Source organism: Neobacillus massiliamazoniensis, from assembly GCF_001048695.1.
GTDB classification, from domain to species: Bacteria; Bacillota; Bacilli; order Bacillales; family Cytobacillaceae; genus Neobacillus; species Neobacillus massiliamazoniensis.
In genome coordinates, this window is sequence record NZ_CVRB01000006.1 from 139,898 (window position 1) to 164,671 (window position 24,774).

At 37.6% G+C, this 24,774-nt stretch carries 20 protein-coding genes; 4 read left to right on the forward strand and 16 right to left on the reverse strand.

Annotation, left to right across the window (positions count from 1 at the left end; genetic code table 11):
* Nucleotides 1-80 precede the first annotated feature (80 nt).
* The 6 genes from BN1082_RS24515 to tatA all read right to left on the reverse strand — a co-directional run bounded on the left by BN1082_RS24515 (nucleotide 81) and on the right by tatA (nucleotide 6,918).
* A complete protein-coding gene (locus BN1082_RS24515; protein ID WP_090639504.1) occupies nucleotides 81-557 on the reverse strand; it encodes a hypothetical protein in 477 nt (158 codons plus the stop codon).
* Nucleotides 558-745: 188 nt separating this feature from the next.
* Entirely contained in the window at nucleotides 746-1,342 is a 597-nt protein-coding gene (locus BN1082_RS24520; protein WP_176699940.1) for a molecular chaperone TorD family protein, read from the reverse strand.
* Between the two features lie 20 nt (nucleotides 1,343-1,362).
* Nucleotides 1,363-4,461 carry a molybdopterin-dependent oxidoreductase gene (locus tag BN1082_RS24525; RefSeq protein WP_090639510.1) on the reverse strand — a complete coding sequence of 1,033 codons (3,099 nt, stop codon included), beginning with the start codon at nucleotides 4,459-4,461 and terminating at the stop codon, nucleotides 1,363-1,365.
* Nucleotides 4,454-5,749: an NrfD/PsrC family molybdoenzyme membrane anchor subunit gene (nrfD, locus tag BN1082_RS24530; protein WP_090639512.1), complete on the reverse strand. Its 1,296-nt coding sequence runs from the start codon at nucleotides 5,747-5,749 to the stop codon at nucleotides 4,454-4,456. Before nrfD ends, BN1082_RS24525 begins: the two co-directional genes overlap by 8 nt.
* Nucleotides 5,750-5,793: 44 nt before the next feature.
* On the reverse strand, nucleotides 5,794-6,696 hold the full coding sequence (dsrO, locus tag BN1082_RS24535) for a sulfate reduction electron transfer complex DsrMKJOP subunit DsrO (protein ID WP_090639515.1): 903 nt from the start codon (nucleotides 6,694-6,696) through the stop codon (nucleotides 5,794-5,796).
* Between the two features lie 15 nt (nucleotides 6,697-6,711).
* Nucleotides 6,712-6,918 carry a twin-arginine translocase TatA/TatE family subunit gene (gene tatA, locus BN1082_RS24540; RefSeq protein ID WP_090639517.1) on the reverse strand — a complete coding sequence of 69 codons (207 nt, stop codon included), beginning with the start codon at nucleotides 6,916-6,918 and terminating at the stop codon, nucleotides 6,712-6,714.
* A 391-nt stretch (nucleotides 6,919-7,309) separates the two neighbouring features.
* Between tatA and BN1082_RS24545 the strand changes: the two genes are divergently transcribed.
* Together BN1082_RS24545 and BN1082_RS24550 are read left to right on the forward strand one after the other, a co-directional pair.
* Nucleotides 7,310-8,092 carry an aldo/keto reductase gene (locus BN1082_RS24545; RefSeq protein WP_090639830.1) on the forward strand — a complete coding sequence of 261 codons (783 nt, stop codon included), beginning with the start codon at nucleotides 7,310-7,312 and terminating at the stop codon, nucleotides 8,090-8,092.
* 438 nt (nucleotides 8,093-8,530) lie between these two features.
* Nucleotides 8,531-9,349, forward strand: a complete 819-nt coding sequence (locus tag BN1082_RS24550; protein ID WP_245640552.1) for a COG4705 family protein — start codon at nucleotides 8,531-8,533, stop codon at nucleotides 9,347-9,349.
* 170 nt (nucleotides 9,350-9,519) lie between these two features.
* On the opposite strand, the gene BN1082_RS24555 is transcribed toward BN1082_RS24550, so the two are convergent.
* Together BN1082_RS24555 and BN1082_RS24560 are read right to left on the reverse strand one after the other, a co-directional pair.
* Nucleotides 9,520-10,119, reverse strand: coding sequence for a hypothetical protein (locus tag BN1082_RS24555; protein WP_090639520.1), 600 nt, complete (start codon nucleotides 10,117-10,119; stop codon nucleotides 9,520-9,522).
* A gap of 669 nt (nucleotides 10,120-10,788) precedes the next feature.
* Nucleotides 10,789-13,542, reverse strand: a complete 2,754-nt coding sequence (locus tag BN1082_RS24560; RefSeq protein ID WP_090639522.1) for a bifunctional YncE family protein/alkaline phosphatase family protein — start codon at nucleotides 13,540-13,542, stop codon at nucleotides 10,789-10,791.
* Between the two features lie 254 nt (nucleotides 13,543-13,796).
* Here BN1082_RS24560 and BN1082_RS24565 point away from each other — a divergent pair, with 254 nt between their 5' ends.
* Nucleotides 13,797-15,380, forward strand: a complete 1,584-nt coding sequence (locus BN1082_RS24565) for an acetolactate synthase large subunit (RefSeq protein ID WP_090639525.1) — start codon at nucleotides 13,797-13,799, stop codon at nucleotides 15,378-15,380.
* 270 nt (nucleotides 15,381-15,650) lie between these two features.
* Nucleotides 15,651-16,034, forward strand: coding sequence for a VOC family protein (locus BN1082_RS24570; RefSeq protein ID WP_090639527.1), 384 nt, complete (start codon nucleotides 15,651-15,653; stop codon nucleotides 16,032-16,034).
* Between the two features lie 103 nt (nucleotides 16,035-16,137).
* Here the strand turns inward: BN1082_RS24570 and BN1082_RS24575 are convergent, their stop codons facing one another.
* From BN1082_RS24575 to BN1082_RS24610, 8 genes are all read right to left on the reverse strand, one after another.
* The gene (locus BN1082_RS24575; RefSeq protein ID WP_090639834.1) at nucleotides 16,138-16,782 is read right to left on the reverse strand and encodes a formylglycine-generating enzyme family protein; all 645 of its coding nucleotides are present in this window, start codon (nucleotides 16,780-16,782) and stop codon (nucleotides 16,138-16,140) included.
* Between the two features lie 254 nt (nucleotides 16,783-17,036).
* Nucleotides 17,037-20,570 carry a S8 family serine peptidase gene (locus BN1082_RS28640; RefSeq protein WP_090639529.1) on the reverse strand — a complete coding sequence of 1,178 codons (3,534 nt, stop codon included), beginning with the start codon at nucleotides 20,568-20,570 and terminating at the stop codon, nucleotides 17,037-17,039.
* Between the two features lie 325 nt (nucleotides 20,571-20,895).
* A complete protein-coding gene (locus BN1082_RS24585) occupies nucleotides 20,896-21,426 on the reverse strand; it encodes a hypothetical protein (protein WP_090639531.1) in 531 nt (176 codons plus the stop codon).
* A 28-nt stretch (nucleotides 21,427-21,454) separates the two neighbouring features.
* Entirely contained in the window at nucleotides 21,455-21,748 is a 294-nt protein-coding gene (locus BN1082_RS24590; RefSeq protein WP_090639534.1) for a hypothetical protein, read from the reverse strand.
* 102 nt (nucleotides 21,749-21,850) lie between these two features.
* On the reverse strand, nucleotides 21,851-22,354 hold the full coding sequence (locus tag BN1082_RS24595; protein ID WP_090639537.1) for a hypothetical protein: 504 nt from the start codon (nucleotides 22,352-22,354) through the stop codon (nucleotides 21,851-21,853).
* A 220-nt stretch (nucleotides 22,355-22,574) separates the two neighbouring features.
* Complete coding sequence (locus BN1082_RS24600; protein ID WP_090639539.1) at nucleotides 22,575-23,927, reverse strand: D-serine ammonia-lyase; 1,353 nt, start codon at nucleotides 23,925-23,927, stop codon at nucleotides 22,575-22,577.
* 93 nt (nucleotides 23,928-24,020) lie between these two features.
* A complete protein-coding gene (locus BN1082_RS24605) occupies nucleotides 24,021-24,341 on the reverse strand; it encodes a DMT family transporter (RefSeq protein WP_090639542.1) in 321 nt (106 codons plus the stop codon).
* A 27-nt stretch (nucleotides 24,342-24,368) separates the two neighbouring features.
* The gene (locus BN1082_RS24610) at nucleotides 24,369-24,713 is read right to left on the reverse strand and encodes a DMT family transporter (RefSeq protein ID WP_090639544.1); all 345 of its coding nucleotides are present in this window, start codon (nucleotides 24,711-24,713) and stop codon (nucleotides 24,369-24,371) included.
* Between the last annotated feature and the right edge of the window lie 61 nt (nucleotides 24,714-24,774).

Consider the following 24,774-nt stretch of genomic DNA (forward strand, 5'->3'; position numbering starts at 1 on the left):
GCGAACAGTGAACCGTCACTGTTCGCCATTTGTGTTTGGTGTCAGGCACCATCTTATATAATCAAAAAATTCTTTAAAAGCTAACGCCTTTTAAAGCCTTCATCCTCTAAAAATGTTACTGCTTCTTCACGAGTATCAAAGGTTTCTTCTAGATTAAGACCAAAATAAATATTCCATATTTCATCTTCATTCACTAATAAAAGAAGCTCATTCTTTTCATTACCCCAGCGTTCCTCTTGGTTATCCCCAATAACAGCAGCTTCTGTTACCGGTATTTCAACAGCAGAAAGACTCTTAATGGATTCTTTAATTAATTCTTTTAAGTCCTTAGGAGAGTAGTCACGAATATTGACCATCCCTTTTTCATCAGTTTGATACTCTGACAAGCTTCCAGCATATACGAAGCCATTTCCGTTTGGATGAAGATGATAAACCACATTTTTTTTATCAAAAACACTTTCGTTAAATTGAAAATTCACACGACCAAGTGAAACATTTACTCTCTCAAGTTCAGGAAATGTTTCGATAATAGCAAGTTTTTCTTCAAAAGTTAGCATAATAGCCTCCAAATAGTTTGATTCCATTATTTTATCATAATATTAACGAAAACAAAGTTACTATAAAATAAATAGAAAGCTTCCGGGTGCGGTGCCTGACACCGTACCTCATAAAAAATGACCTGGAGTTTTCTCCAAGCCATTTATACCGTGAATAAAGATACTCTTTTTCATTTATCATCGACTAATTAAACCAGTGATAATAATTGTTCTTTTTCTAATGAGGTACAAAAATAAATCAGAAATTCTTTAATAAACTGGTGTTTTACGCGATTTTCCGCATATTTTTGTAATGGCTGCAAAATAGGGTAAATAAATTCCGATAATAGTTCTTGTCTAAAAGCATTTAACTCTTCGAATAATTCACTATCAAGACTTTGAGCCGCTTTGATTTGCTCCTGTAAAATTGAACTGATAAAGACCATCAAACATCCTAAATGATCTGGATAGAGATTGTTCTCAAGCGGGTAATAAAATCCCATTTTTTCATAGTGTCCAATTAAACAAAGTAAACTTTGCTTGCTCTCCTCCACCTCTCCCCCTTTTTGACTGGAATAGGAGGAGAAATATGGTGGGATAAAATAATCTCCTGGGATAAAAAAGTGATTGTCATACCAGATTTCTACTTCTTCCCGATTGTAAAATGGATGAAAGGGAAACTCATTTTTTAGTGTTTCTGGCATATCTGTAAATATCGTTTCATACCGTTCCCAATCACCGAGCCAAATGACCGACAAAATATTTGCCAGTGCTAAGCTGCCTTGAAGTTCCTCCAGTGTCTGCACTTTCATTTCCTCCCTTTTTATTACACTTTCTTCACGTCAACATATAAGTTTTGCTGAGCAGGACCGCCGATAATCAAGTCTGCGAGAAAGCCTTCAAAATAGCTTGGGTCTTTATCTGCCAAAGCATTGACCGAGAATCCTCTTCCCCGTTCCTTCGCATAGCCGCTTTCCTCATGGAGCGGAACATTCGTGTCAAATGGAAGATGTCCGTATTTTTCAGTCTTCTTCACGACGGTTCCATCAATTTTTACATTTGCTGAACCATTTGCGAAATGGCCAAAACTATAATTCGCACCAAGAACCCCTGGCTTAATTCCCGGTGTAACGAGAGCAATTCCTTTTACTTCTGCACTTGTTGAAGTAATCATGACAGTGTCACCGGTTTTAATCCCTTTCTTTTTTGCATCAATCGGGTTTATCCATAAATAGTTTTCTGGACGAATTTCTCTTAACCATGGATTACTTTCTGTACGGTGTGTCGCCACATTTCTCGATTTCCAATTAATAAATTGAAACGGTTTTGGCGGTGAATAAACTTCTCCATTATAGAGTCTAATTTCATCTGCAATTGGCACACCTTCGAAAAACTTACCTGTATAAGCGCTCTTAAAACCGGCTGCCTTTTCATCATAAAAATTAACTAGATTATTAAATTGATATTTAATATGGTTTCCAATATATTCATCACCAATCGGCTCATATCTTCCACCTCGATTGAGGACAAAAACGACTTTTTTCCATTCCTCAGGTTTCACAGCATTTTTTAAGACATCAATATCAAAATATTTGCCAAGTGCCTTCATTCTCGCCTTTTCAAAAATAGCAAGTTCTTCTGCATTTGCATCCTGGACAGGTTTCTTACCATCAAAAGCAATATTGGCTACGCGTTTTAGATAATAATCCTCTGGACAATTGAGATTGGAACCATCGACAAATGCATTTTTTCCAACGCCAGGAAGTCCTAGTTCTGTCAACAAATCGATATAAACTTGCTCAGTCGGCCGGGCATTTGGAACAATCCGTGTTACTGGTTGGATTAAACCGGCAAATTTATATTTTAAGATCGGGAATATTTCATCAGCGTTCCAGCTTTCCAGATAGGATAAGTCAGGTAAAACAAAATCAGCATACTTTGTTGTTTCGCCAATCACGATATCTGAAGAAACTACGAGTTCGACTACTTTTTGGTCGCTGATAGATTTCTTTTGCATATCCGAACGTGGTCCTGACATGATAGGTGAAGTACGGTTTACCAACAATGCACGGATTTTGTAAGGATATCCTCCAGCAGCACTCGGGAGCACGTCATGAATTAGTTTATTTCCGAGTGGATACCATGGTCGCTTCGCAGGGTAGCCATCCTTTGCAAATAAAGTCGTTTTTTCATACGGTACTTTATGCCTTGTAAGCGGAATCCCCCATGCGTTATTGGCATTTGGTACACTGGCTAAATCATATCGCCCATCTGTCACCTTAAATTTCGCACCAGTAGAAGTGTCCCCACCCTTCCAGTCATGATTCCCGACAAGATGGTTTAACATGTTGATGGCGCGAACACTGTAATAACCATTAGCATGCATGGCTGGACCGCGGTAAGAATGGATCCCTACCTTTTTTCCATGGGAAGTAAATTCTTTCGCTAATTCACTAATTTGTTCAATTGGAATATTACATTGACTTGAATATTCTTCAAAGGATTTTTCCAGAACTTTTTCTTTAAAAATGCTAAAAACAGATTTTACCTTGATTCCATTTATCGTGGTATTAACTTCAAGATCGCCTTGGTGGGCATTGTTAAACAAGACAGGCTGACCATTTTCAAAGACAACAAATTCTTCTTCTCCAAGACCTACATCTTTGGCTCGTAAGAAAGGACGCTTTTTATCACTAACATTCACTAAATAGGTAGCATCGCTCCATGTTGTTTCATCATCTAGCTCTGCTTCCTTACCATTAGGATTTCGCAAATACTGTTCATCATAGCGTTTATTTTCAATAATCCAGCGGCACATGGCAAGTGCGAGGGCACCGTCCCCACCCGGTTTAACAGGAACCCACATATGCGCTTTCTCAGCAGTTTTACTAAAACGTGGATCAATTACAACCATTTTCATGCCACGATCGATGGCATTTGTGATTTGTGGGGCAAAGGTTGTCGGCCCACGATTAGCTGTTAAAGGGTTTGTTCCCCAAACGAGAACAAATTCAGCATTTTCATAATCAGGAATCATCCGTTGCTTTTGTTTGGTCGTATCATGTGAGCGGACATTTCCCATTACACTTTGAATTCCACAATAGCCGCCATGATCATAATAGTTTGCTGATCCAATACTTCCATTCGCTAATCTTTCAATAAATTCACGGCGATGGCCAGACATGACGACTATCTGGTTTGATTTTGGGCCAAAATCAGGGTGATTCGTATCAATAAGGACTTTGTTATATTTTGTATCAAATTCTGCTTTTGTCATTTCTTGTTTCTTTACTTTTTCCCAATCAGCCATTACTTGATTTTCCGGTACAAAGGCCCAGATTTCTTTTAAACCTGGTGTCCCTAGATCCCTACTGCCTTCGAGGATTTCTTTATACGCTTGGTCCCAGCTAATTGATTTCCAGACTCCGCTTCCCCGTTTGCCAACGCGTTTTAGGGGCTTTTGAATCCTATAGGCATCATAGGCAGTTTGAATTCCAGCCTGCCCTTTTAGACAGGTTTTCGCCCCTCGATAGGAATGTCCTGTTCTCGCCATATCACCTGTTCCTTTAATCGCTTCTGTTATCGGCGTATTATATTGGATATGTCCAAATGGTACCATGCCAATCGGGCTGTATTGATTACCAGCGATTTTTCGAACGATTGATGAATACGGACTGTTTGCTTTTCCGGCAACTATGTAGGCTTTAATTGTACAACTGGCATTACACTGCTGACAGGATGTGAAAATAATATCCTCCGCTGTATAATCTTGATAATTTGTCCCGATACCATGGCCATCATCAGTCCATACACCGCCAAGCACCTGCTTCACAGGGCCAAAAAATGCAGGGCCTACTAGTGCAACCGCACCAAATGCACCGAGTGCTTTTAGAAACCCTCTGCGATTCACTTTATCATTACTCATATTTACTCACCGAACTTTCATGAGAGTCTAGCTGCTCAATTGGGAACAATTTTTCACCAAGAGTATATATGATGAGACACATTGCAATAAGGCCAAAGGTGGTCAGCCATTCCGATAGGTTTGGATAATAATTCCCATAAGGCATTCCTTCTAATTTAGGCATGATCAAGGTTGGCACAACCATGTTGAACCGAACCCCTACAACACCGATGATGGTCATAATCGATGCTGCTAAAATCCAATTTACCGATTGCCTCGTCTTTTTAATAAATAAAATGATTAATGGGAAGAACATCGCTAGTCCCATTTGAAAAATCCAGAAGCTCCACCACCAACTGCTTCCAGTTAATAATTTGATCGTTCCAAGTTCTTCATGTTCTAATCCATAAATTCCAATGAGAAACTCATACCAAACCATAATAAATTCAATTCCCAAAAATAGGGCGAGCATGCTGCCAAGTGAACGAACCATCGGAACATCTAAGTCCTGCTTTTGAACCTTAGACTTTATCACATATATCGCAATCGATAACGCAGTTCCTGATACAAGTGCTGAAAGAATAAAGATGAGTGGGAATAAGCCTGAATTTAAAAATGGCTGAGCTTTTGCCACAGCGAAAATCGATCCTGTTCCCCCATGGACGCCAAATACCGCTAGGGGAATGCCTATGATCCCCATCACCTTTAACCTTTTTTTATCTCGTATTTGATCCGCTGCTGTGAATTCTTGCTTATTAAAAGTAAGGATGCGATACAATTTACCTTTAACATCATTATTTTTTGCTAGAGTAATCAGATCTTTTCGCATCGAAAAATACAATTCTGTTACTAATAACACGATATAAACAATATAAAAATGAATTTCCCATGACATCGTACTCATGACGTTCCAATAAATAACGGAATTCATAACATGGTCTGGTCGACCAATATCAAAGAAAATAAAGGTAATCGCGGTAATCATACAGACAATCGCAGATAATAGCGCTGATCGCCCGATTTTTTCATATTTCTCCATGCCGAATCCATATATCATCGTTGAGAGTAAAAAAGAACCTGCACTCATACCGATAAAATAAATATAAAACGCAACCCATCCTCCCCATGGGACGATGTTCGATAAATACGTCGATGACATACCTTGTAAAAAATATCCACTAATGATCGAGTATAAACCTACTCCTAATACCGCGATTAAACACGTCCACCAGATTTTTTCGATCTTCCCTATATGTTTGGCTTGCTGAGAAGCTGGCATGTTTTTACCCAGATTCGCTTTTGTCATCATTTTTATCACTCTCCCTTCTGAAAACTTACATACGTAAATGACATTTACCTTAGATAAACCACTCGCGGTTGTGTACCTAGTTCTTCCTTTAGACGAAACGCTCTTGGACTAGCTGCAAGCTTGGAAACAACACTATTTGGATCGTTCATATCGCCAAAATAACGGGCGTCACCAATACACGTTTCCACACATGCAGGCTCTTCACCACGCTGTAGGCGATGATAGCAAAAACTACATTTACGAACGGTTTCTTGTGGGACTTTTCCTTTTTTCCTTTCTCCACGTTCCACGCCATATTCTGGACTAGTAACATCGTTATAGCCTATCATTTCCTGTTCATAGCCATCGCCAAAATCATAGGACCTTGCTCCATACGGACAAGCAACCATACAATAGCGGCAGCCAATGCAGCGATCATTATCAATCATGACAATGCCATCATTAAGCTTGTAAGTCGCTCTTGTCGGGCAAACCTGTACACAAGGCGGTTTATCACAATGCATACATGGTCTCGGCAAGTTCACTACTGAGATGTTAGGAAAATCACCTTTAATCGTTTCAAGGACAACATTATAGGACATTCCTGGCGGTGTTCTATTTTCTGATTTACAGGAAACTGTACACGTATCACAGCCAATACATTTTTTTAAATCAATCACCATGCCCCATTTAGGACCAGAATCTTTCTTTTGCATTGATTTTGTAGAGGGGCCGTCGCTAGCATATTGATGTCCAAATTCGTTCAATAAAGATGCTGAATAAATTTTATGAAAGTCTTCAATTTTCAAACTTCCATTTATAACCTTTCTTGCATCCTTAGCCATATTTAACCCTAATTTTGTATCATACCGGCTTTTTGAAAGTACTTCATTGGCATCAGGCACGAAATGATCAGCAAGCTTGGCATATTCTTTTGGTTCTAAACCTTTTTTTGTCTTAAGTGCCATGACGAAACTCCTCTCCTATTTTGTGAATGTGTCTGAAATTTCTTTTGTTTCCTTTTTTATATCCTCAATGGGGTCACTAGTTAGTTCACGGGCCGAATTCTTAAACTCTTTTAATGTTTGTCCAACTGCCCGGCCAACTTCTGGGAGCTTTTTCGGGCCAAAAATAATTAGTGCTAATACAAGGATTAAAATAAGTCCAGGTATTCCAATATTTGATAACATTTTGCCACATCCTTTGCATTTTTTTATTTCACCCAATAATTATGCAAGTCTTGTGCCAAAATAAATTTCCCCATCAATTCTGAGGAAGTATTCAATCCTTCGTGATGGCTAACCCATGAAATATCAAGCTATTTAAAAAATAATTCCACTCAAAAAAACAGCAAAAGGAAATTTTCCCTTTGCTGTTTTTGACTATTTGTCATAGTGAAGTCATGGTTCAGTATGACATTTTGTCATACCGCTCTGAGAACCGAGGTGCCGGGTGCCAGGCACCAAACCTTCATTATTGATTACAACTCATGAAAGATACTATACTTAATATATGTATAGATAAGGAGGAGATATTTTGAGAAACTTGCAAGATACGACTACCCTACATAATGGAGTAAAAATGCCATGGTTTGGACTTGGGGTATATAAGGTTCAGGAAGGTGAAGAGGCCCTTCAATCTGTGAAAGCTGCAATAAAAGCCGGTTACAGAAGCATTGATACCGCTGCTCTTTATCAAAATGAAGAAAGTGTAGGTCAGGCCATTAGAGAGTCTGGTGTACCACGCGAAGAACTATTCATTACAACCAAAGTATGGAATACAGACCAACGAAATGATTCAGTCTTAGAAGCTTTTGAAATAAGCTTAAAAAAACTCGGTCTTGATTATGTCGATTTGTATTTAGTCCATTGGCCAGTTAAGGAAAAGTATAAACAAACATGGAAGGTTCTTGAAAAGCTCTATAAAGAAGGTCGAATTCGAGCAATCGGCGTCAGCAATTTTAAAATCCACCAACTTGAGGACTTAATGTCCGTTGCTGAGGTTAAACCAATGGTCAATCAGGTGGAATTACATCCCCTCCTCGCTCAACCAGAGCTTCGTAACTATTGTAAGAAACAAGGAATTCAAATAGAAGCTTGGGCTCCACTAGGACAAGGGCGCATGCTTGAGCACCCTGTTATAAACGAAATTGCATCCAAGTACAATACATCAACGGCCCAAGTCATTTTGCGCTGGGATCTACAAAATGAAATTGTAACCATTCCAAAATCAGTAAAAGAAAGCCGTATTATTGAAAATGCAGATATCTTTGATTTTGCTTTATCTGCTGAGGATATCGAAAAAATAAATGCACTTAACGAAAACAAACGTTTTGGTGCCGATCCAGATAATTTTACGTTTTAATAATTTCAAAAATAGTAAATCCACAAAACTTCCTTCGGTTTGGGAAAGTTTTGTGGATTTTATTTTTCTCTTAATCTTCCTTCTATTTATTTCGTACTATCCCTTCTACTATGTTCATTGGCATTTCAATAAAAGTGTTTTTTGTAACTAGGGGCTTGTTACTTTGTTCTAGTAAATGGGGACATTAAAGTCTCCCTATTGGACAAAAAAGAGCTATCCGACAGTAAATTCAGCCCATCCGACAATAAAAACGGGTTATCCGACAGTAAAGTTTCCTTATTCGCCAGTAAAATGGTGCTATCCGCCAGTACCGTCTCCCAAACGGTAATAGTTTATAAAATTTTAATAATATATTCATATTAATTTAAAAACACTATTTTATAGTAAGCTTTATGAAACTTTCCAGAACTAATTTTAATAAAAAAGGAGATTAGTAAATTGGCTAAAAATTCATCTGTTTCTGCTGAAAAGGATCATTCCTTCTCGGAATCTAGACATCGCACACAGCAGATCTTTTCTAAAGTTCCAGAAATTACGGTTTACTTCTGGATTACAAAAGTACTAACCACTGGCATGGGTGAGGTGTTCTCTGATTATCTAGTCAAAAATATAAATCCGGTAATTGCGGTATTACTAGCCGGAATTGTCCTGGTTGCATCGTTGATTTTGCAGTTTTCAGTCCGCCGATATGTGGCCTGGATTTATTGGCTAGTTGTCGTGATGGTCAGTATTTTTGGTACGATGGCGGCAGATGTCGTTCACGTTATTTTGGGCGTCCCATACCTTGTATCAACCTTGTTCTTTGCTGTAGCGCTGGCCACGATCTTCGTAATTTGGTACAAGTCCGAAAAAACTCTTTCAATACACAGTATTTACACAATAAAGCGTGAGGTTTTTTATTGGATGACCGTACTAGGAACGTTCGCATTAGGAACCGCGTCTGGAGACATGACCGCGTCAACCATGCACTTAGGCTATTTCTCGTCGGGCGTGCTATTCTTCATTTTGCTTGCAATTCCGGCTTTAGGCTATTGGTTATTTGGTCTGAATGAGATTTTTGCCTTCTGGTTCGCCTACATCATGACCCGTCCAGTTGGCGCTTGTTTTTCCGACTGGATTTCAGTGTCGCATACACGCGGAGGTCTTGGGGTGGGTGAGGGTACGGTCAGCCTGATCTTAACGATTATTATCGTGATCCTTGTTGGCTACCTGACTATTACTCGCAAAGATATTAAAAACGAACATAAAGAATCATAGGATTTGTATAAAGAGTTGCTACCGCAGCTCTTTATTAGTTCCTCTCCTCCACTACAATACTGTTTTAAATGGACGGGGGAATATACCTCATAAAAAAGCGATGAGAAGAAGAATCCTCTCATCGCTTTTTCCTTTTCAGAACCATTCCAACATGATTTAATTTGATTTATTTAATTAATGGGAGTGGTTTTTCCCGCTTGTCCATTACCTGTTCTTGGTTTTTGGACTCTAATTTTATCGATTGTTTTTCCGTCACTATTATAATAGATGGATAGCGTATCTCCAGTTGTTAAATCACTCAAGTTCAAATTACTTTGCGTCATGCCATTTGCTCCCCTTGTCATTGTCACAAGGGAAACACCATCAGGGATTTCAATGGTTTTTTCTTCCCCGGTATATTTTTTGGCTCTCATGCCACCACTTCCAGGACCGCCATTTCCATTACCATTGCCATTACCATTATTCCAACCACTACCTGAACCATTTCCTGGTCCATTGCCCGAACCATTTCCTTTATTTTGTCCATTCCTATGAGACATTTGTGGAATTTCCATAAGCTTTAAGGTTACTTTATTTCCATCAATTGCAGAAATCTCACCATATACATCTGGTTTTTGAAAACCATTCTTATTACCTTTTCCTGCATTTCCATTTCCATTACCATTTGAATTTGTACTAGTTTGGTCTGAAGCATTGGCGTTTGAACAACCTGCAATAACGAAAATCATCAAGGCTGAGACTAAAAATGTTAAAAATCGTTTCTTTTTCATTTTCTTTACTCCTCATATTTTGGTTTAGTTATGATTTACACTATGGAGTGTATTTCTGAAATTCATTATCGTCCCAAAATCTTAATTTAACCTTAAAAAATAAATTAGAATATTTAGGTGCCTGACTTTCGGAAGAAATACAAAATGGAACATATATTTGAAAAATGGCACATATCTCAGTCAAAACGGTACATATATTTAAAAATCGGCACATATATTTCAAAAATGGCATATTTCTTGTTTTTTTTGGTGTAATTCTAAAAAAAAAGCTCCCAAATTAATAAACGGAGCCCTATTCAATGGTGAAAATAGGTATTCGTGATGAAATGGCACATATAATCAAAAAACGGCACATATCCCAGTCAAAACGGCACATATATTTGAAAATCGGCACATAAATTTCAAAAATGGCACATTTCTTGTTTTTTTTGGAGTAATTCTAAAAAAAAGCTCCCAAATTAATAAACGGAGCCCTCTTCAATGGTGAAAATGGGTACTCGTGATGAAATGGCACATATAATCAAAAAATGGCACATATCCCAGTCAAAACGGCACATATATTTGAAAAACGGCACATAAAAATCAAAAATAGCACATATCAGTTTTTTTCCATGTAAAAGGTAGCTGCCCTAATCGGACAGCTACCTTTTAAAATTTAAAGTAATTTTATTAATTGTTCGCAGGTGATGGTGCACTGCTTTCAGGCTGTTTTTCTACTTCCTCCGGTGTAAGAACATTATTTTCACCTGGATATGGTTTGTCAAATCCCTTTGTAGCATACCAAACGGAGTGATTCAGCATGTTTGCGTTAACTTTATCAGGTGAAGCTCCTCTTCCAGACATTTTATCTTTATTTTTATTCGACCATTCTGTCCACTGTTTCGATAACTCCTGAGCCTGAGGTGTTATTTGTTGTGTATTAGCAAGTGCTGCAGTATTTGCATTTGGCTGCCCATTTAGCGTATTAAGTGGGATTTGGTTCGGTACAAATGTATATGGTGTAAAATCAGGCTTATTTGTAAATAGCTCACTCATAGGTTCAGCTGCTGCATCGTTTTGATTCATTGGCTGCATTCCAAGGATTTGCTCTATACTTCTTACCATGTTGATAACTGTCCAATAGTGGCTGTTCGTTATTTCTTTTTTCACATATGGACTAATTACATACGCTGGCTCACGGTGTCCATCCACATGATCTAATCCATTTTGTGAGTCATCTTCGGTAACGAAGATAACCGAATCTTTCCAGTATTTACTGTGAGAAATTAAATCGACGATTTTTCCGACTGCTAGGTCATTGTCTGCAACCATTGCTTGTGGAGTTGGGGAACCGGTCGCACTTCCGTTCGTATGGTCATTTGTAACCCACAATGTATTAAGCTGTGGTAAATCATCATTTTTAACGTGTTCTTCAAATTGTTTCTTAAAAATTTCAAAACGGTACTGATCTGGAATATCCATATCAAACGTTGGGAAAGTCTTATGTGTAATCGGTCCTAAAGACGGAATATCATACTTCACCTGGTAGTTACCAATTGGAACATGAAGATTACCCTGCTTTTGACCAGCAAGAATGAGAGAATCATTATACCAATCAGTCCATGTGCCGAATGGTGCAGAACCAGTGAAATCAGTTGTGTCTTCACCAAAGTTCTCTACAGATACGCCATGTTTAATAGCTTGATCCCATAAATGTCCAGTTGGTGCATATGCCATTGGATCCCCGGCTCCACCTGGATAGCTACGAACGTTCGCTGTATCCGTTTCTTTATCCTCATAATCAACGTTTGTTCCTTGCATTACCCATTGATGTCCACTTGCTGATTGGATACCTGAAACATAGAAGTTATCCAAATTCGGATAAGTTTCAGCAAGCTTATGGAAGTTTGGCGTCACCTGTTTAGGGAATTGCACTAACGCTGGTTCACCATTACCTTTTCCTAGATCACCAAGAACTTGGTCGTAGGTGCGATTTTCTTTAATGATATAGAATACATGTTTAATCGTAGATGGTTCACCAATTCTCTCAGGCATGGCGACTGGTTTTTTATTGTTCCTTGGTTTAGCGTTTAGGTCCTTTAAACCAAACCAGTTATTATTTGCATAAACCTGCTTAGTACCCTTCACGAGGTCATTAGTTGAAGGAAATGGAATCATTGAAAGGGATCCCATTTGGGCATAAGCGGAGTGTCCTGTTACTTTAACACCTTGAATCGTTAAATCACGTGTTGGTCCGAGTGAACCTACACCATCTCCGTTAGCAACGATAAGCTGTTTATTTGCAGAATCAATTGCTAAATCTACTGGGAACCAGGCTGTCGGAATAAGCCCTTTTAATTCTGGATCCTTTTCCGGACCATTCCAATCATAAACGGCAACCGCATTATCCCGGCCAAGACTAACCATTAATTGATTGCCAATCATCTTAACTGCGTTCGGTGCGGCACCTTTATGAGCGTTCGGGTATGGTTGAACGTCAATTGTTTGAACAACATTATTAGTCTTTGTATCAATGACAGAAACAGTATCACTATTTGTGTTGGTGACAAATATGTACTGACCTGATTGTGTCATTCGTTCAGGCTGTACACCAACTTCAATATTTTTCGTAACAGTGTTTGTAGTCAAGTCAACCACCGAAACGGTACCTGTTGTAGTGGCTCCTGTTTTAGGGTCAACGACAACTTGAGACCCTGATGAATCAATCGTCGTGTCTCCTGACTTGGCAATCCTACCGCCTTGGTTTGTGACATATGCGGTATTGCCATCAACTAAAACACTCGTTGGGGCATTTTCTACTGGAATTTTTGCTGTTAATTTGCCTGTTTGCGGATCCATTACACCTAGACTATTATCCCGATTAAGGGCTACTAAAAGCTGTCCTTGTGGACCCACCGCTAAATCGAGTGGATTAATATTACCGCCAACTTTTGCATTTGGAAGATTATACTTTTGTTTGATTGTAGGAGTACCATCGGCAGCAATCGACATTACTACAACTTTACCTGTTGAACCAGAAGATCCGGTTGCATACAGTTGGCTTCCATCCTTTGAATAAGCTAATCCCCACATGTGAGAAAGACCTAAATCAAAATCGGAAACAGTCATTTTACCTGTTGCTAAATCAACTACGTTAATTCCTTTTCCGCCATAGTTGTTTCGGCCAACCACGGTTACAGCCGTCTTTCCATTTGGATTCACCGCAACAGACATAGGATTTCCACCAAATTCAATTTGCTTACCAGCTGGTGTGATTAACTGGTTAACAGGAGTTTGAACTGATCCATCTGCTTGACGGCCCACCAAATTACTTCCAAAAGCACCATCTTGTGCAGCATAAGTTCCTACAGCCCCAAATACAACCGTACTTAATGCAATCCCGGCAAGCAGTGCTTTTTTCTTTTTCCTAAATTTCTTTAGCATCCCTTCCACTCCTTTTAATTGGTTAATAGATTACATTAATAGGATAAATCTTCTATATAAAGCCAATATTAATAGAGAGTAAATTTAATATTTACTTTTTTCTGACTTTAGAACTAGTTCGAATTAACTATAATTTCCTTTAATAGATAATAGTGGTCCAAATCCCCTAAATTGGTGTCAGGCACCAGCACTTATGATTACTCTTAATTTAGATAAAACTAGGAGTATGAAATAAAGATACTGGAGGAAGACAAATGAAGGTTACGGATGTACTTGTACATTGTTTAGAAAACGAAGGTGTGGAATATGTGTTTGGAATTGTCGGCAAGGAGACGATTGACCTTGCTGATTCGTTATCGAGGTCAAAGCAAATTCAGTTTGTGAATGTCAGGCATGAGCAAGGTGCTGCTTTTATGGCCGATGTTTATGGTAGATTGTCAAAAAAAGTGGGCGTTTGTTTTTCAACACTGGGCCCTGGAGCTACCAACTTATTAACGGGTATTTCGAGTGCACAGCTTGATCATTCACCTGTGGTGGCAATAATGGGACAAGCAGGTGTGGAACGGCATCATAAAGAATCACACCAATATATTGATCTTGTTAAAGTATTTGAGCCCGTAACAAAGTGGAGCACGCAAATTAAGGATGCTATGACCGTACCAGCCGTTATTCGAAAAGCCTTTCGAATAACAAAAATGGAAAAAACGGGTTCGGTTGCGATCATCTTACCAGAGAACTTTGCCGCTCAAACGATTCCCGATAAGCCGCTGCCTGTTACACCCTTACCTGAAAGCGTCCCTTCTCAAGATACAATTAAGGATGCTATTACCCTTTTACAAAAATGCATAAAACCGTTTGTTGTCATTGGAAACGGTGTGATCAGGCAGGATGCATTCCAGGAGCTTCTGACCTTTGCCGAGACTCTTCAATCCCCTGTTACTCACAGCTTTAAGGCCAAAGGTGCACTACCTAAATATCACCCTCTTAATTTTTTTACATTTGGATTTAATGAAAACGATGAGGTTCTTTCAGGGATAGAGGAAGCCGACCTGCTTATTGTCATCGGTTTCGACTTTGTTGAAAAGCTTCCAAAGGATTGGAATAAGAAAAAAACTCCGGTATTACATATTGATGCTTTACCGACAGAAACAAATGAATATTATCCTGTTGAGGTGGAACTGGTCGGAAACATAAAGAAGACACTTCATTTGTTGAATCAATCGGAGATCCCAGCTAAATCATGGATACCTTCAGGGAACCTTCAAGAAAAAATTAAGACAGCATATCAAATAAAAAAACCTAATTCACAGACCTTAACGATAGAGAATGTTTTGCACTATATTGAAAATTACTTTTCAGAGAACACGATTGTGATTTCAGATGTCGGGGCACATAAGGTATCTATAGCCCGCACCTATCAGCCGAAAATGCCAAACCGTCTAATAATTTCAAATGGACTCGCTACAATGGGAATCGCCATTCCAGGCACAATCGGAGCGAAATTAGCTTGTCCACATGACACGGTTATTTGTATTACGGGCGATGGTGGCGCCCTCATGAATTTTGCTGAAATAGAGACTGCCAAACGCCTAGGACTCTCGTTCATTATTATTGTTTTAAATGATTCGATGTTAAAACTTGAAGTACAGCAAATGAACAAAAAGTTTGGAAAAAGCTACGGAGTAACCTTTCAGAACCCTGATTTTGTCCAACTAGCAGAGAGCTTTGGTATTAAAGGTATACGAGCAAGTAACCTAGGTGAACTTGAAAACATTCTCAAAGAGACGCTGCAGTATTTAGAGGAAATTGTATTAATTGACGTCACAGTACAAAATTAGCCCGTCCCTCCTGGAATATGGACTACTTCAATCTGAATATGTGATTTGGAAAGTTACAAGGGTATAATATTATTATCTTTTGACTCTACCCGGGGTAGCGTCACGAAAATGCGGATTTTCAATGTTATTTCTATGGCGATTACCCCGATTTTAACAACCTAAAGGAATTCTTAATCGTCTTAAAGAATCTAAGGATACTTTTTAAAAAAGGATTACTCGAAGTGATTGTAGAAATTAATTAGAACACCAAAACATTTAGGAGGGAAATTAATGATTAATAAAGTTGGTCAAATTATGTTGTATGTAAATAACCAAGATGAGGCAGTTAATTTTTGGACAGAAAAAGTAGGATTTAGTGTAATTTCTGAAGAAGATAACGGTCAGGGATTTAGATGGATTGAAATTGCTCCAAATAAGGATGCAGCAACAAGTATCATTCTACACAATAAGGAATTTGTTGCTAAAATGTCGCCTGAATTAAATCTTGGTACACCTTCTTTAATGTTTTTCTCGGAAAATCTCGATCAATTACATAGCGACTTATCAAATAAAAATATCACAGTCGGAGAAATTGTAAATATTCCTTCTGGAAGAGTATTTAACTTTGCTGATAGTGAAAATAATTATTTTGCAGTCATGGAAAAGAGTGAATAACTATCTTTTTTTATAGAACTTAAGGGTGAGTTTTTGGAGTAATGAAAAAAGCCCCATTTCTCAATTTTACTGAGAAATTGGGCTTTTTATATTGGTTTTGTAGTTAAAAAGACTGGGCAAGACGGAACCCTAGGTCGTCTATCGAAAATGACGGATGGCTACGACGACGACACGAAGCCCCACAGCCCCTGGCCTCTTCAGCCCAACTACCTCCTCGAAAAATTCGATAGGAGCCATACACTTGTTCATCATATAAATCCCAACACCACTCCCAAACATTCCCTAACATATCATAAAGACCCCATGCATTCGGTTCCTTTTTCCCTACTTCATGGATTTTGCCTCCAGAATTTTCATTATACCAGGCAATCTTATCAAGCTCTCCATATCTATAACCAGTAGTCCCTGCTTTACATGCATATTGCCACTCTGCTTCAGAAGGAAGTCGATAGCCTTCTGATTCCCATTCACAAATAATGTTTTCACCATCATTACTTATAAAATAACACTCTCTCAGTCCAGCTTTCTGTGAAAGTAGATTACAAAATGAAATGGCTTCATTCCAAGAAATATTCACAACCGGTTTTAGATCTCCGTCAAAAGAATTAGGTGATTTATTTGTAATAGCATAGTAAAGACCCATAGTTACAGGATACTGAGCAAGAAGAAACGGTCTTATATCAGCTTTCCATTTGCTTTTTATTCTATCGTCTCTTAATTCTATTTCTCCCCCTGGAATTCTTACCATAGGAAAGCCATTTTCATTTGACACTCTTCCATCCTCCTAATGATCTTTTATTACAAATTTTACCACACCTAAAATCATTCACTCAATACAAAAATTACGTCGGTTTTTTACATAACTGCCCATTAGCCATTCATGCAGCGCAAGCGCTGCACCAAAAAGGATAAAATTGGAGAGAATTCGTCTATTCTGTTTTTATGGCTGAGAAAGGCAAAAAGCCGTTATCCCCATTTCTAGAGGAAACGGCTTTTTATCTATTAGTGTACTACAGTTACTTTATTACTTGCTGTTGCCGTCACTTTAAATCCTTGGACGTTTTCAGCATCTGCATATACCGTATACGTTCCATTTGGAATATCGTCTGATGGAGCCCAGTCCAAACGAACCTGATCTGTAGTTTCAATAGTTTTTGTGAACACTGTATTTCCATTGCTATCTTTAATATAAATCTTCCAGTTTAATTTATTGCTTGCAAAGCCATAAATATGAGCTGGGTTTATTGCATTTACATTTTTATTGTTCTGTACTTGGAAATAGGAAACTAGGATACTTGGATTAATATATGATGTGTCTCCCCAAACAGTGAATCCCTCATTATAAGCATGATCTTCAGCCATGACGACAATGCTTTTTGGTTCTTTTTTTACAGTGAGAGATGTAGCTCCTGGTTTAAGAAGTGTATATTGACCGTCAACATATACGACACTTTCATAGTAACCGCAGCCACCTTGATTATCATTTGCATTAAAAGTGATTTGATATTTTCCGTCTGTTGTTGGCTGTACTTGAATATCAGATACTGTTGGGGCGACTGAATCTAATTTAATTGGCAATTTTACCGTTTGAGGTGCAGCGTTGTTAGAATCGAGAGTCGTACGTATTACATAGTTGTAATCGCCATCTTTCACGACTTGACCGTTTTGATCTTTTCCTTTCCAGTAATAGTTATCTAAATCAATGTTATAGTAGTAGTTTCCGACGGACATAATATTCTTATGAAACTTATACGGAGATCCAGTAAATTCACTAAAGTCTCCTAGATAGTTAACTATATTGCCAGCTTTGTCTTCAATATACATTTCTGCTTTTGATAGATTACGTAAAGCTGTAAACGAAGCATAAGCACCATGTGCTCCTGAAAGTGGAGAAACGGCAATTTGGTCTACATTAAAGGAATTTGTTTGAGCATTATAACCTAACGGTAAATCTGCGATATCATCCCAAAGAGCTGTATAGCCTAAGAAAGCATCTTTGTCCCAAGCGGCTGGATCTAAGTTTTGCGGTTCAACCCAATTTCCGTAGAAGCCCATGTAAGGCATGCTTAACGGTACAACTTTATCACTATTGTTGTTGGCGGTTGGGATAAAACGAACAAAACCTTCCACGAAAGTGTTCTTTTTCATATTTTTCGGTAGTTTAATATCAATGCTTAATTCTTTCTTTTTACCTTTAGAAATTTGAATCGTTTGACCTCCATTGACATGGACATCCGCTCCCTCGATACGCGTACTTTTCATCGTTAAATAATCTTCTGAGCGGTGATTGCTTCCATCGGCATTGAGATCATATTCTTTATGTTCTGTTTCGTCTGTCAAAACATCAACAACGACTTTGTATTCCATATTATCTGGAACATCTTTTCCATCTAAAGCTTCCATTTCTAGTTTAAAATTAAAATTATTTTCCTTAATATCTTTCAATGCAACTGAGCCAGCTTGTTCAAGTGGCGCTCGTTTGTTAGTCACTAAAACAGGTGTATTAATGGCATTTGCAACTTGCATCAATCCAGCGCCTTGAACACGAGGAGAATATGGCACACTATTATTTGCTCTAGGGTCACTTACGATACTTGATGTGTTCATTAACGCGATTTTGGCCTTTAGGACTGTATCTTCTGTTTTCGGTAAGCCTTTGCTATAAAGAGATTGCAGTACAAGTGCAGCTCCACCGGCAACCTGAGGAGTGGCCATTGATGTTCCACTCATGACTTGGTATTTGTTATTAGGTATGGTAGAGTAAATATTTCCGCCTACTCCAGAAATTTCCGGTTTGAAATCTAGTGTAGTTGGTGTACCCATAGAAGAAAAGTTGGACATTTGGTTTTTTAGAGGATTATCAATCCATGTCCCATTTGAAAGCTTCATTGTTATCTTTTGACCGTTTTGCAGCTGATTGATCAATGCTTGTCCACCATCCTTACTAACCGTAATTGCAGGTATTGAGAGCGGACTAAAATACAATTGCGGATAATCAGCCATTTGTGGAGGTGGTACCAAAATCGTTGCAACGGCCCCTTTTCTTTGTGCAGAAAATTGAGCATAAGAATAAGAGCTATAAGTGGTTTTAGGTTGTACAATGACAATTTTTCCGATACAATCAATATTTTTAATGTCCGTATCTTTTCCTTCTACGCCATAAACTACTTCATACTCTTTAGACGGATCAAGTTTATTTGCAAGTACGAAACCGGAATATGTTTGGTCCTGATACGGCATTTCTGTTCCAGTTGAAAGATGAAGGGTGTTCATTTGAATCGAATTATTTTCATAGGATGCTACTTGCAGGGCAAATGGACTTACACCCGGTGAACCTACATCTCCGACATCCGGATTCTGGGCATAAGGCTCAAGCGAACTTTTTAGTAAATGGTTTTTGGTGCTGTAAGCGGCATTCCCGCCTGCAACGACTACTAATATTCCTTTTTCAGTGGCTTCACGAATGGTCTTTTGAACCGGATCATCTACTTCGCTTACTGGGCCCGCATCCGATCCTAAACTCATATTAATAACATCAGCACCCATTTGCATCGAATGCTGGATACCGGCAATAATATCATCTTCCTTAGCACCGCCGCCTTTATCTGAAAACACTTTTTCAGCTAATAATTGTGCACCTGGCGCAATTCCTTTTACACCATCGTCTGCTTCATTTCCGTTAGCACCAATGATTCCTGAAACATGCATGCCGTGGGGTTCACTTTTCGGATAGACATCATTATCGTTATCTGCCCAGTCATATCCAGTTGGCACTTTGTCACTATACCAAACATCATTTTGCGGTGTTTGTGCTAATTTGTCTTGGATATTATTTGGAGTTAGCTTTTCCATTTGCTTCCCTTTATCTGTCAGCGTCATATCTTTGTGTTTATAATCGATTCCCGAGTCCACAACACCAATCAACATGCCTTCACCTTGATAGCCGAGAGACTCCCAAACCTTTTGTGCTTGTACCAGCCCCTTACTTTCATCGGCAGCCTTTTGGAACGTTCTCGCAATATGAACACTTTTTACTCCTTCAACTTTTTGTATCTCTTCCAAGTTCTTATACTGAGTCTCTAAGCTAAAACCATTAAATCCTTCATAGAAACGGTGTCGCACCGTTGGTTCAGATAAAGATTTTTTGTCTTTCGATTGTTCTTTTGGTAATTTCGTGATGACTCGATCTTGAATTTGATCATATTTTTCTTTCTTATCTTTTGTCGTTGATGGATTAATAGAATCAGTCGGCTGATCTACCTCGATGATAACCCTTACATTTTCATCTGGAGAAAATTGATTATCTTTAGATTTTTTAAAATTACTATAATTGTATGGATCATTATTATCCTGCTCAGCTTGATTTTGTCCCTGCATAAAGATTTGATGACCCTGACCTAAAATATTCTGAATGGCAAGTTCATTGTTGGACTGGTCATCCGTCGTTTCCGCTGAAACGTATCCTCCTGTTAATAGCATCGCAGATAAAGCAGTGACTGTTAGTACTTTGAATGGCAATTTCTTATAATTTTTCAAATTCAAACTTCCCCCTTATTGAATTTAATACAACCTCCACAAAGATATTTTAAACGCGTTTACATACTATAGTAAATTGGGGAAATTCTGTCTGAATTAACCTAGTGAACACTAGTAAAAAATGACCATTTTTCATATACAAAAAGACATTTTCTGATAAATTATTATAAATTTAGTAAAGATACGCTAAAATTTTGCTAGTAAAAATGTAAGTTCTATCAATAAAAAATTCCCCCAAATTTTTAGTATTTCTGTGATTATTATTTAATTTCACTCTACGAAAGTTGAGTTTTAAATAAAAAAAACTTCCAGTGAAAGAAGTTTTTTATACATTATTATTTTTTTGCGAGTTGTTAAAGGTTTTCAATTCTTTTGCTAATTTTGAACTCCGAAGTTCTTTTTGACGAATTAATTCTTTAATTTCATCTATGCTTTGATAAGAGAGTCGAATGTGGTAGTAATTGATATATTCAATTATTGCGAAAAAGTAAAGAAATACAAACCAAAAAAACTCAATTGGAAAAACTACTAATTGATATATCATAATGATTATCCCGATCCCTATTAAGAAAAGGTTAAAACCTCTAAACACTGCAAAGATTTTCAGTTGACGATAAGGCAAATGAGAGTAATCTTTTCGTTTGGTTTGTTTCAACTTAAGAAACCAATAATAACTACCTTGAAGCAAGATAAATTCTAATAAAGCAAATGCATATAAAGATGAAAATGAAGTTAAATAGGGGACTGTCCATCTATAAAGTTGGAGAAATTCAATCCACACTAATGCAAAAATAATAGTGGCAGACAATTCACCTGTAAATAATTTTAATAACTTTTTTTCAACCTTCTTTTGCACCTAACCCCCCCTTTTTCAACATTGGTAATTACAATTTATACGTTCTTAATGACTGATATGTTTCATGTTCACCCATTCTTATTTTTTTGTTTTTCAAATTTTGTTTACATAACATTTTTATGGGTGATTTAATTTTTAAAAAAGGCTCTTTTAAACTTGCCTGTTGATTTCCGCTCCAGGCGTTCGCTTTCCGCGGGCGTTCCGGGGAGCCTCCTCGGCGCTTAAGCGCCTGCGGGGTCTCCCCTGCCCCGTACTCCCGCAGGAGTCGAGCGCCTTCCGCTCCAATCAACATAGTGGTAAAATCAACAATAAGCTTTAACATAGCCTAAAAAAAAGCACCGAATGATTTCGATGCTTTCAAAGTATATTTTTTTAAAATATCTACATGACAATCTCTTTTTAAAGTTAGGAAAAAGCACCAAAATCACTTAGATTCTTGTTTTTTCCAATAATCATAAATCAATTCTTTGAATATTTCATTCAAATTTCCCTTTTTTTGATTTTTTAACCATTCGGCTTGGTCAATGGGGAGTTTCAATTTTAAACTAACATCTTCATTAGGCATTTCCACTTTCCTAATTTCTTCTAATGTGATCCCATTTTCTATATTGGGAAACCATGCATCATATTCGTTTATTTTCTCGAAATCTCCATACTCTTGAACATCATCGAGTTCACAAAATAAATTTAGCTGTGGCAATCCTCCTGGAAGGATTTTTAAATACATAATTGAATTTATAATTCTACCATCTTCTAATTCTATCTCAAGAATTAATGTTTCCTCATTTCGATATTTTTTTACTGCCACTTCACTGACGATCATATCCAATTCCAAAGTAAATCCCGAACTTGATTCAAAGATATAGATGGAGCTTTTGAATACATGTAAGCTTTCACCATCAATTTTCACAGATTTTACAACAACCATAAACCGTTCCCCCATACAGATGAGTCTTCAATTCGTTACACTTATTTTAACATTAAATAATCGACTGTCACCAAGCATTAAAAAGACCGAACATACACCTGCATGTCCGGTCCAGCAATAATATGTTTTTGTATGAAAAAATATATTTTTTCATTGGGTTAAAATCTATTTGTCACTCTTAAAGGATCTGTACTTATATCTGTAAGGAATTATAACAACTTCATTCTAATCCCTTTTTATAATATTCCTCCATCACTTCATTTGGTACCATACTGCCGCCTGTAGCCCACATGATGTGTGTGGCATTTTTCATTTTGCCCTCTAAGTCATGTTTCTTTAAGTATTCTTTTCCTTCTTGCTCTTTAAATAACTGAATTGGACCAAAAACACTCGCTAGAGCAGAAGGCTCAAGCCGAATATTTTCGGTATCAATCATTGCACTTAACAGTTTATACATTTCAGTATCACTAACAGTATAACTTCCGCTTAAAAACGGCTCGATTGTTTGGCCAACAAATCTTGATGGCCTTCCCACAGCAAGGCCATCTGCTGCTGTAAGGTTGTCAATACCTAAATCCTGAACAGAAACTTTATCATGCAATCCCGTTACTAAACCAAGTAACATACATGGCGAATGAGTAGGTTCTGCAAAGAAACAATGGACATGATCTTGAAAGATTAATTTTAACCCAAAAGCTACTCCGCCTGGGCCACCGCCTACTCCACAAGGAAGGTAAACAAATAGAGGGTGATCTTCATCTACTGTAATATTCAGATCTTCTAGTTGTTTTTTTAACCGAGAAGCTGCAACCGTATAGCCTAAAAATAAATCGCTAGAATTTTCATCATCAATGAAGTGGCAATTTGGCTGGCTATTCGCCTGCTTTCGACCTTCTTCTACGGCCTTACTATAATCTTCCTTATATTCAATCACCTTTACCCCTTTGCTTCTAAGGAGGTCTTTTTTCCATTGCTTTGCATCAGCTGACATATGGACCGTAACGCTAAAGCCCATTTTTGCACTCATAATTCCGATGCTGAGTCCTAAATTCCCTGTCGAACCTACGGAAATTGAATACTTTGATAAGAAGTTTCTAAATTTCTCATCATCAATAATAGAATAATCATCTTTTAGTGTAAGCATTTGTTGTTCAATAAGTAACTGTTCTGCAGTTTTTAGAACCTCATAAATACCGCCTCTTGCTTTAATAGAACCTGAGATAGGAAGATGACTATCGCATTTTAATAAAAACTCGCCAGAAACATGGAGGTCATGGATTTGTTCTAATTGTTGTTTCATAGAAGGAATTTTAACGATGGGAGATTCAATAATTCCATCAGACTTTCTTGTTTCAGGAAAGACTTTGGCTATATAGGGGGCAAATCGTTTTAATCTTTCTTCTGCATCTTTTACATCTTTTTCATTGAGCGCTGTTTTTTTAATTCCTGAATGAAACAATTCATGTTTAGGGTTTGTCCAAAATACTTCCTTTGTTGCAATTAGTTCGTTAAGTAAAGGATATTCTTTTTTCCAATCTTCTACTGTTTTTCCTTCTATCAGAATTGTTTTCATCACTTTTCTCCTTTTCATAGCAACGAATAGATAGCGTAATTCTAAAGTTCGAATTTCTTTACGAAAAGTCGGGGTTCACCAGTTGCCTAGATATTAAAGACCTGAGGTTATTTTAACACCAACAGTTCCAATTAGAATACAAATAATTAGAACAATTCGTTTTATATCTTTTGATTCATGAAAGAACATCATTCCTACTATAACACTTCCTACAGTACCAATGCCCGTCCATATCGCGTATGCGGGCCCGATAGGGAGAACTTTCAATGCTAGAGAAAGAAAGTAAAAGCTTAAACTTCCAAAAAAAAGACAAGCTATGGAAGGTAACCATTTTGTAAATCCCTTAGCTTGCTTAAGACTAATGACACTGCCAATTTCAGCAATACCTGCGATAAGAAGATAAACCCACGACATTAAAATTTTCACCTTTCCTTGTATAAATCATTTAACTTCTTTTGGATCATGACTATCTTCTGGAATGATTTTTAGTCCAATTATCCCGATAATCATTAAAAAAACAAAAAACACTTTAAGTAAATTGATGGGATCTCCCCAAAAAATCACGCCAATAGCGATCGTTCCAACTGTTCCTAACCCCGTAAAAACGGCATATCCTGTCCCTATTGGAATGGAATGTAATGCTTTTGACAATAAAAAAAAGCTAAAAATGATAATTCCCAATGTTAGTATACTGGGGATTAATACTGTAAATCCGTGTGAATATTTAAGACCTATAACCCAAGCTATTTCTAAAAAGCCTGCTAAAATAATGTAAATCCATGCCATAAAGGCTCTCTCCTTCTGTAGCAATAAGTGTATAAAAGATAAAAACCTACTATAATAGCAG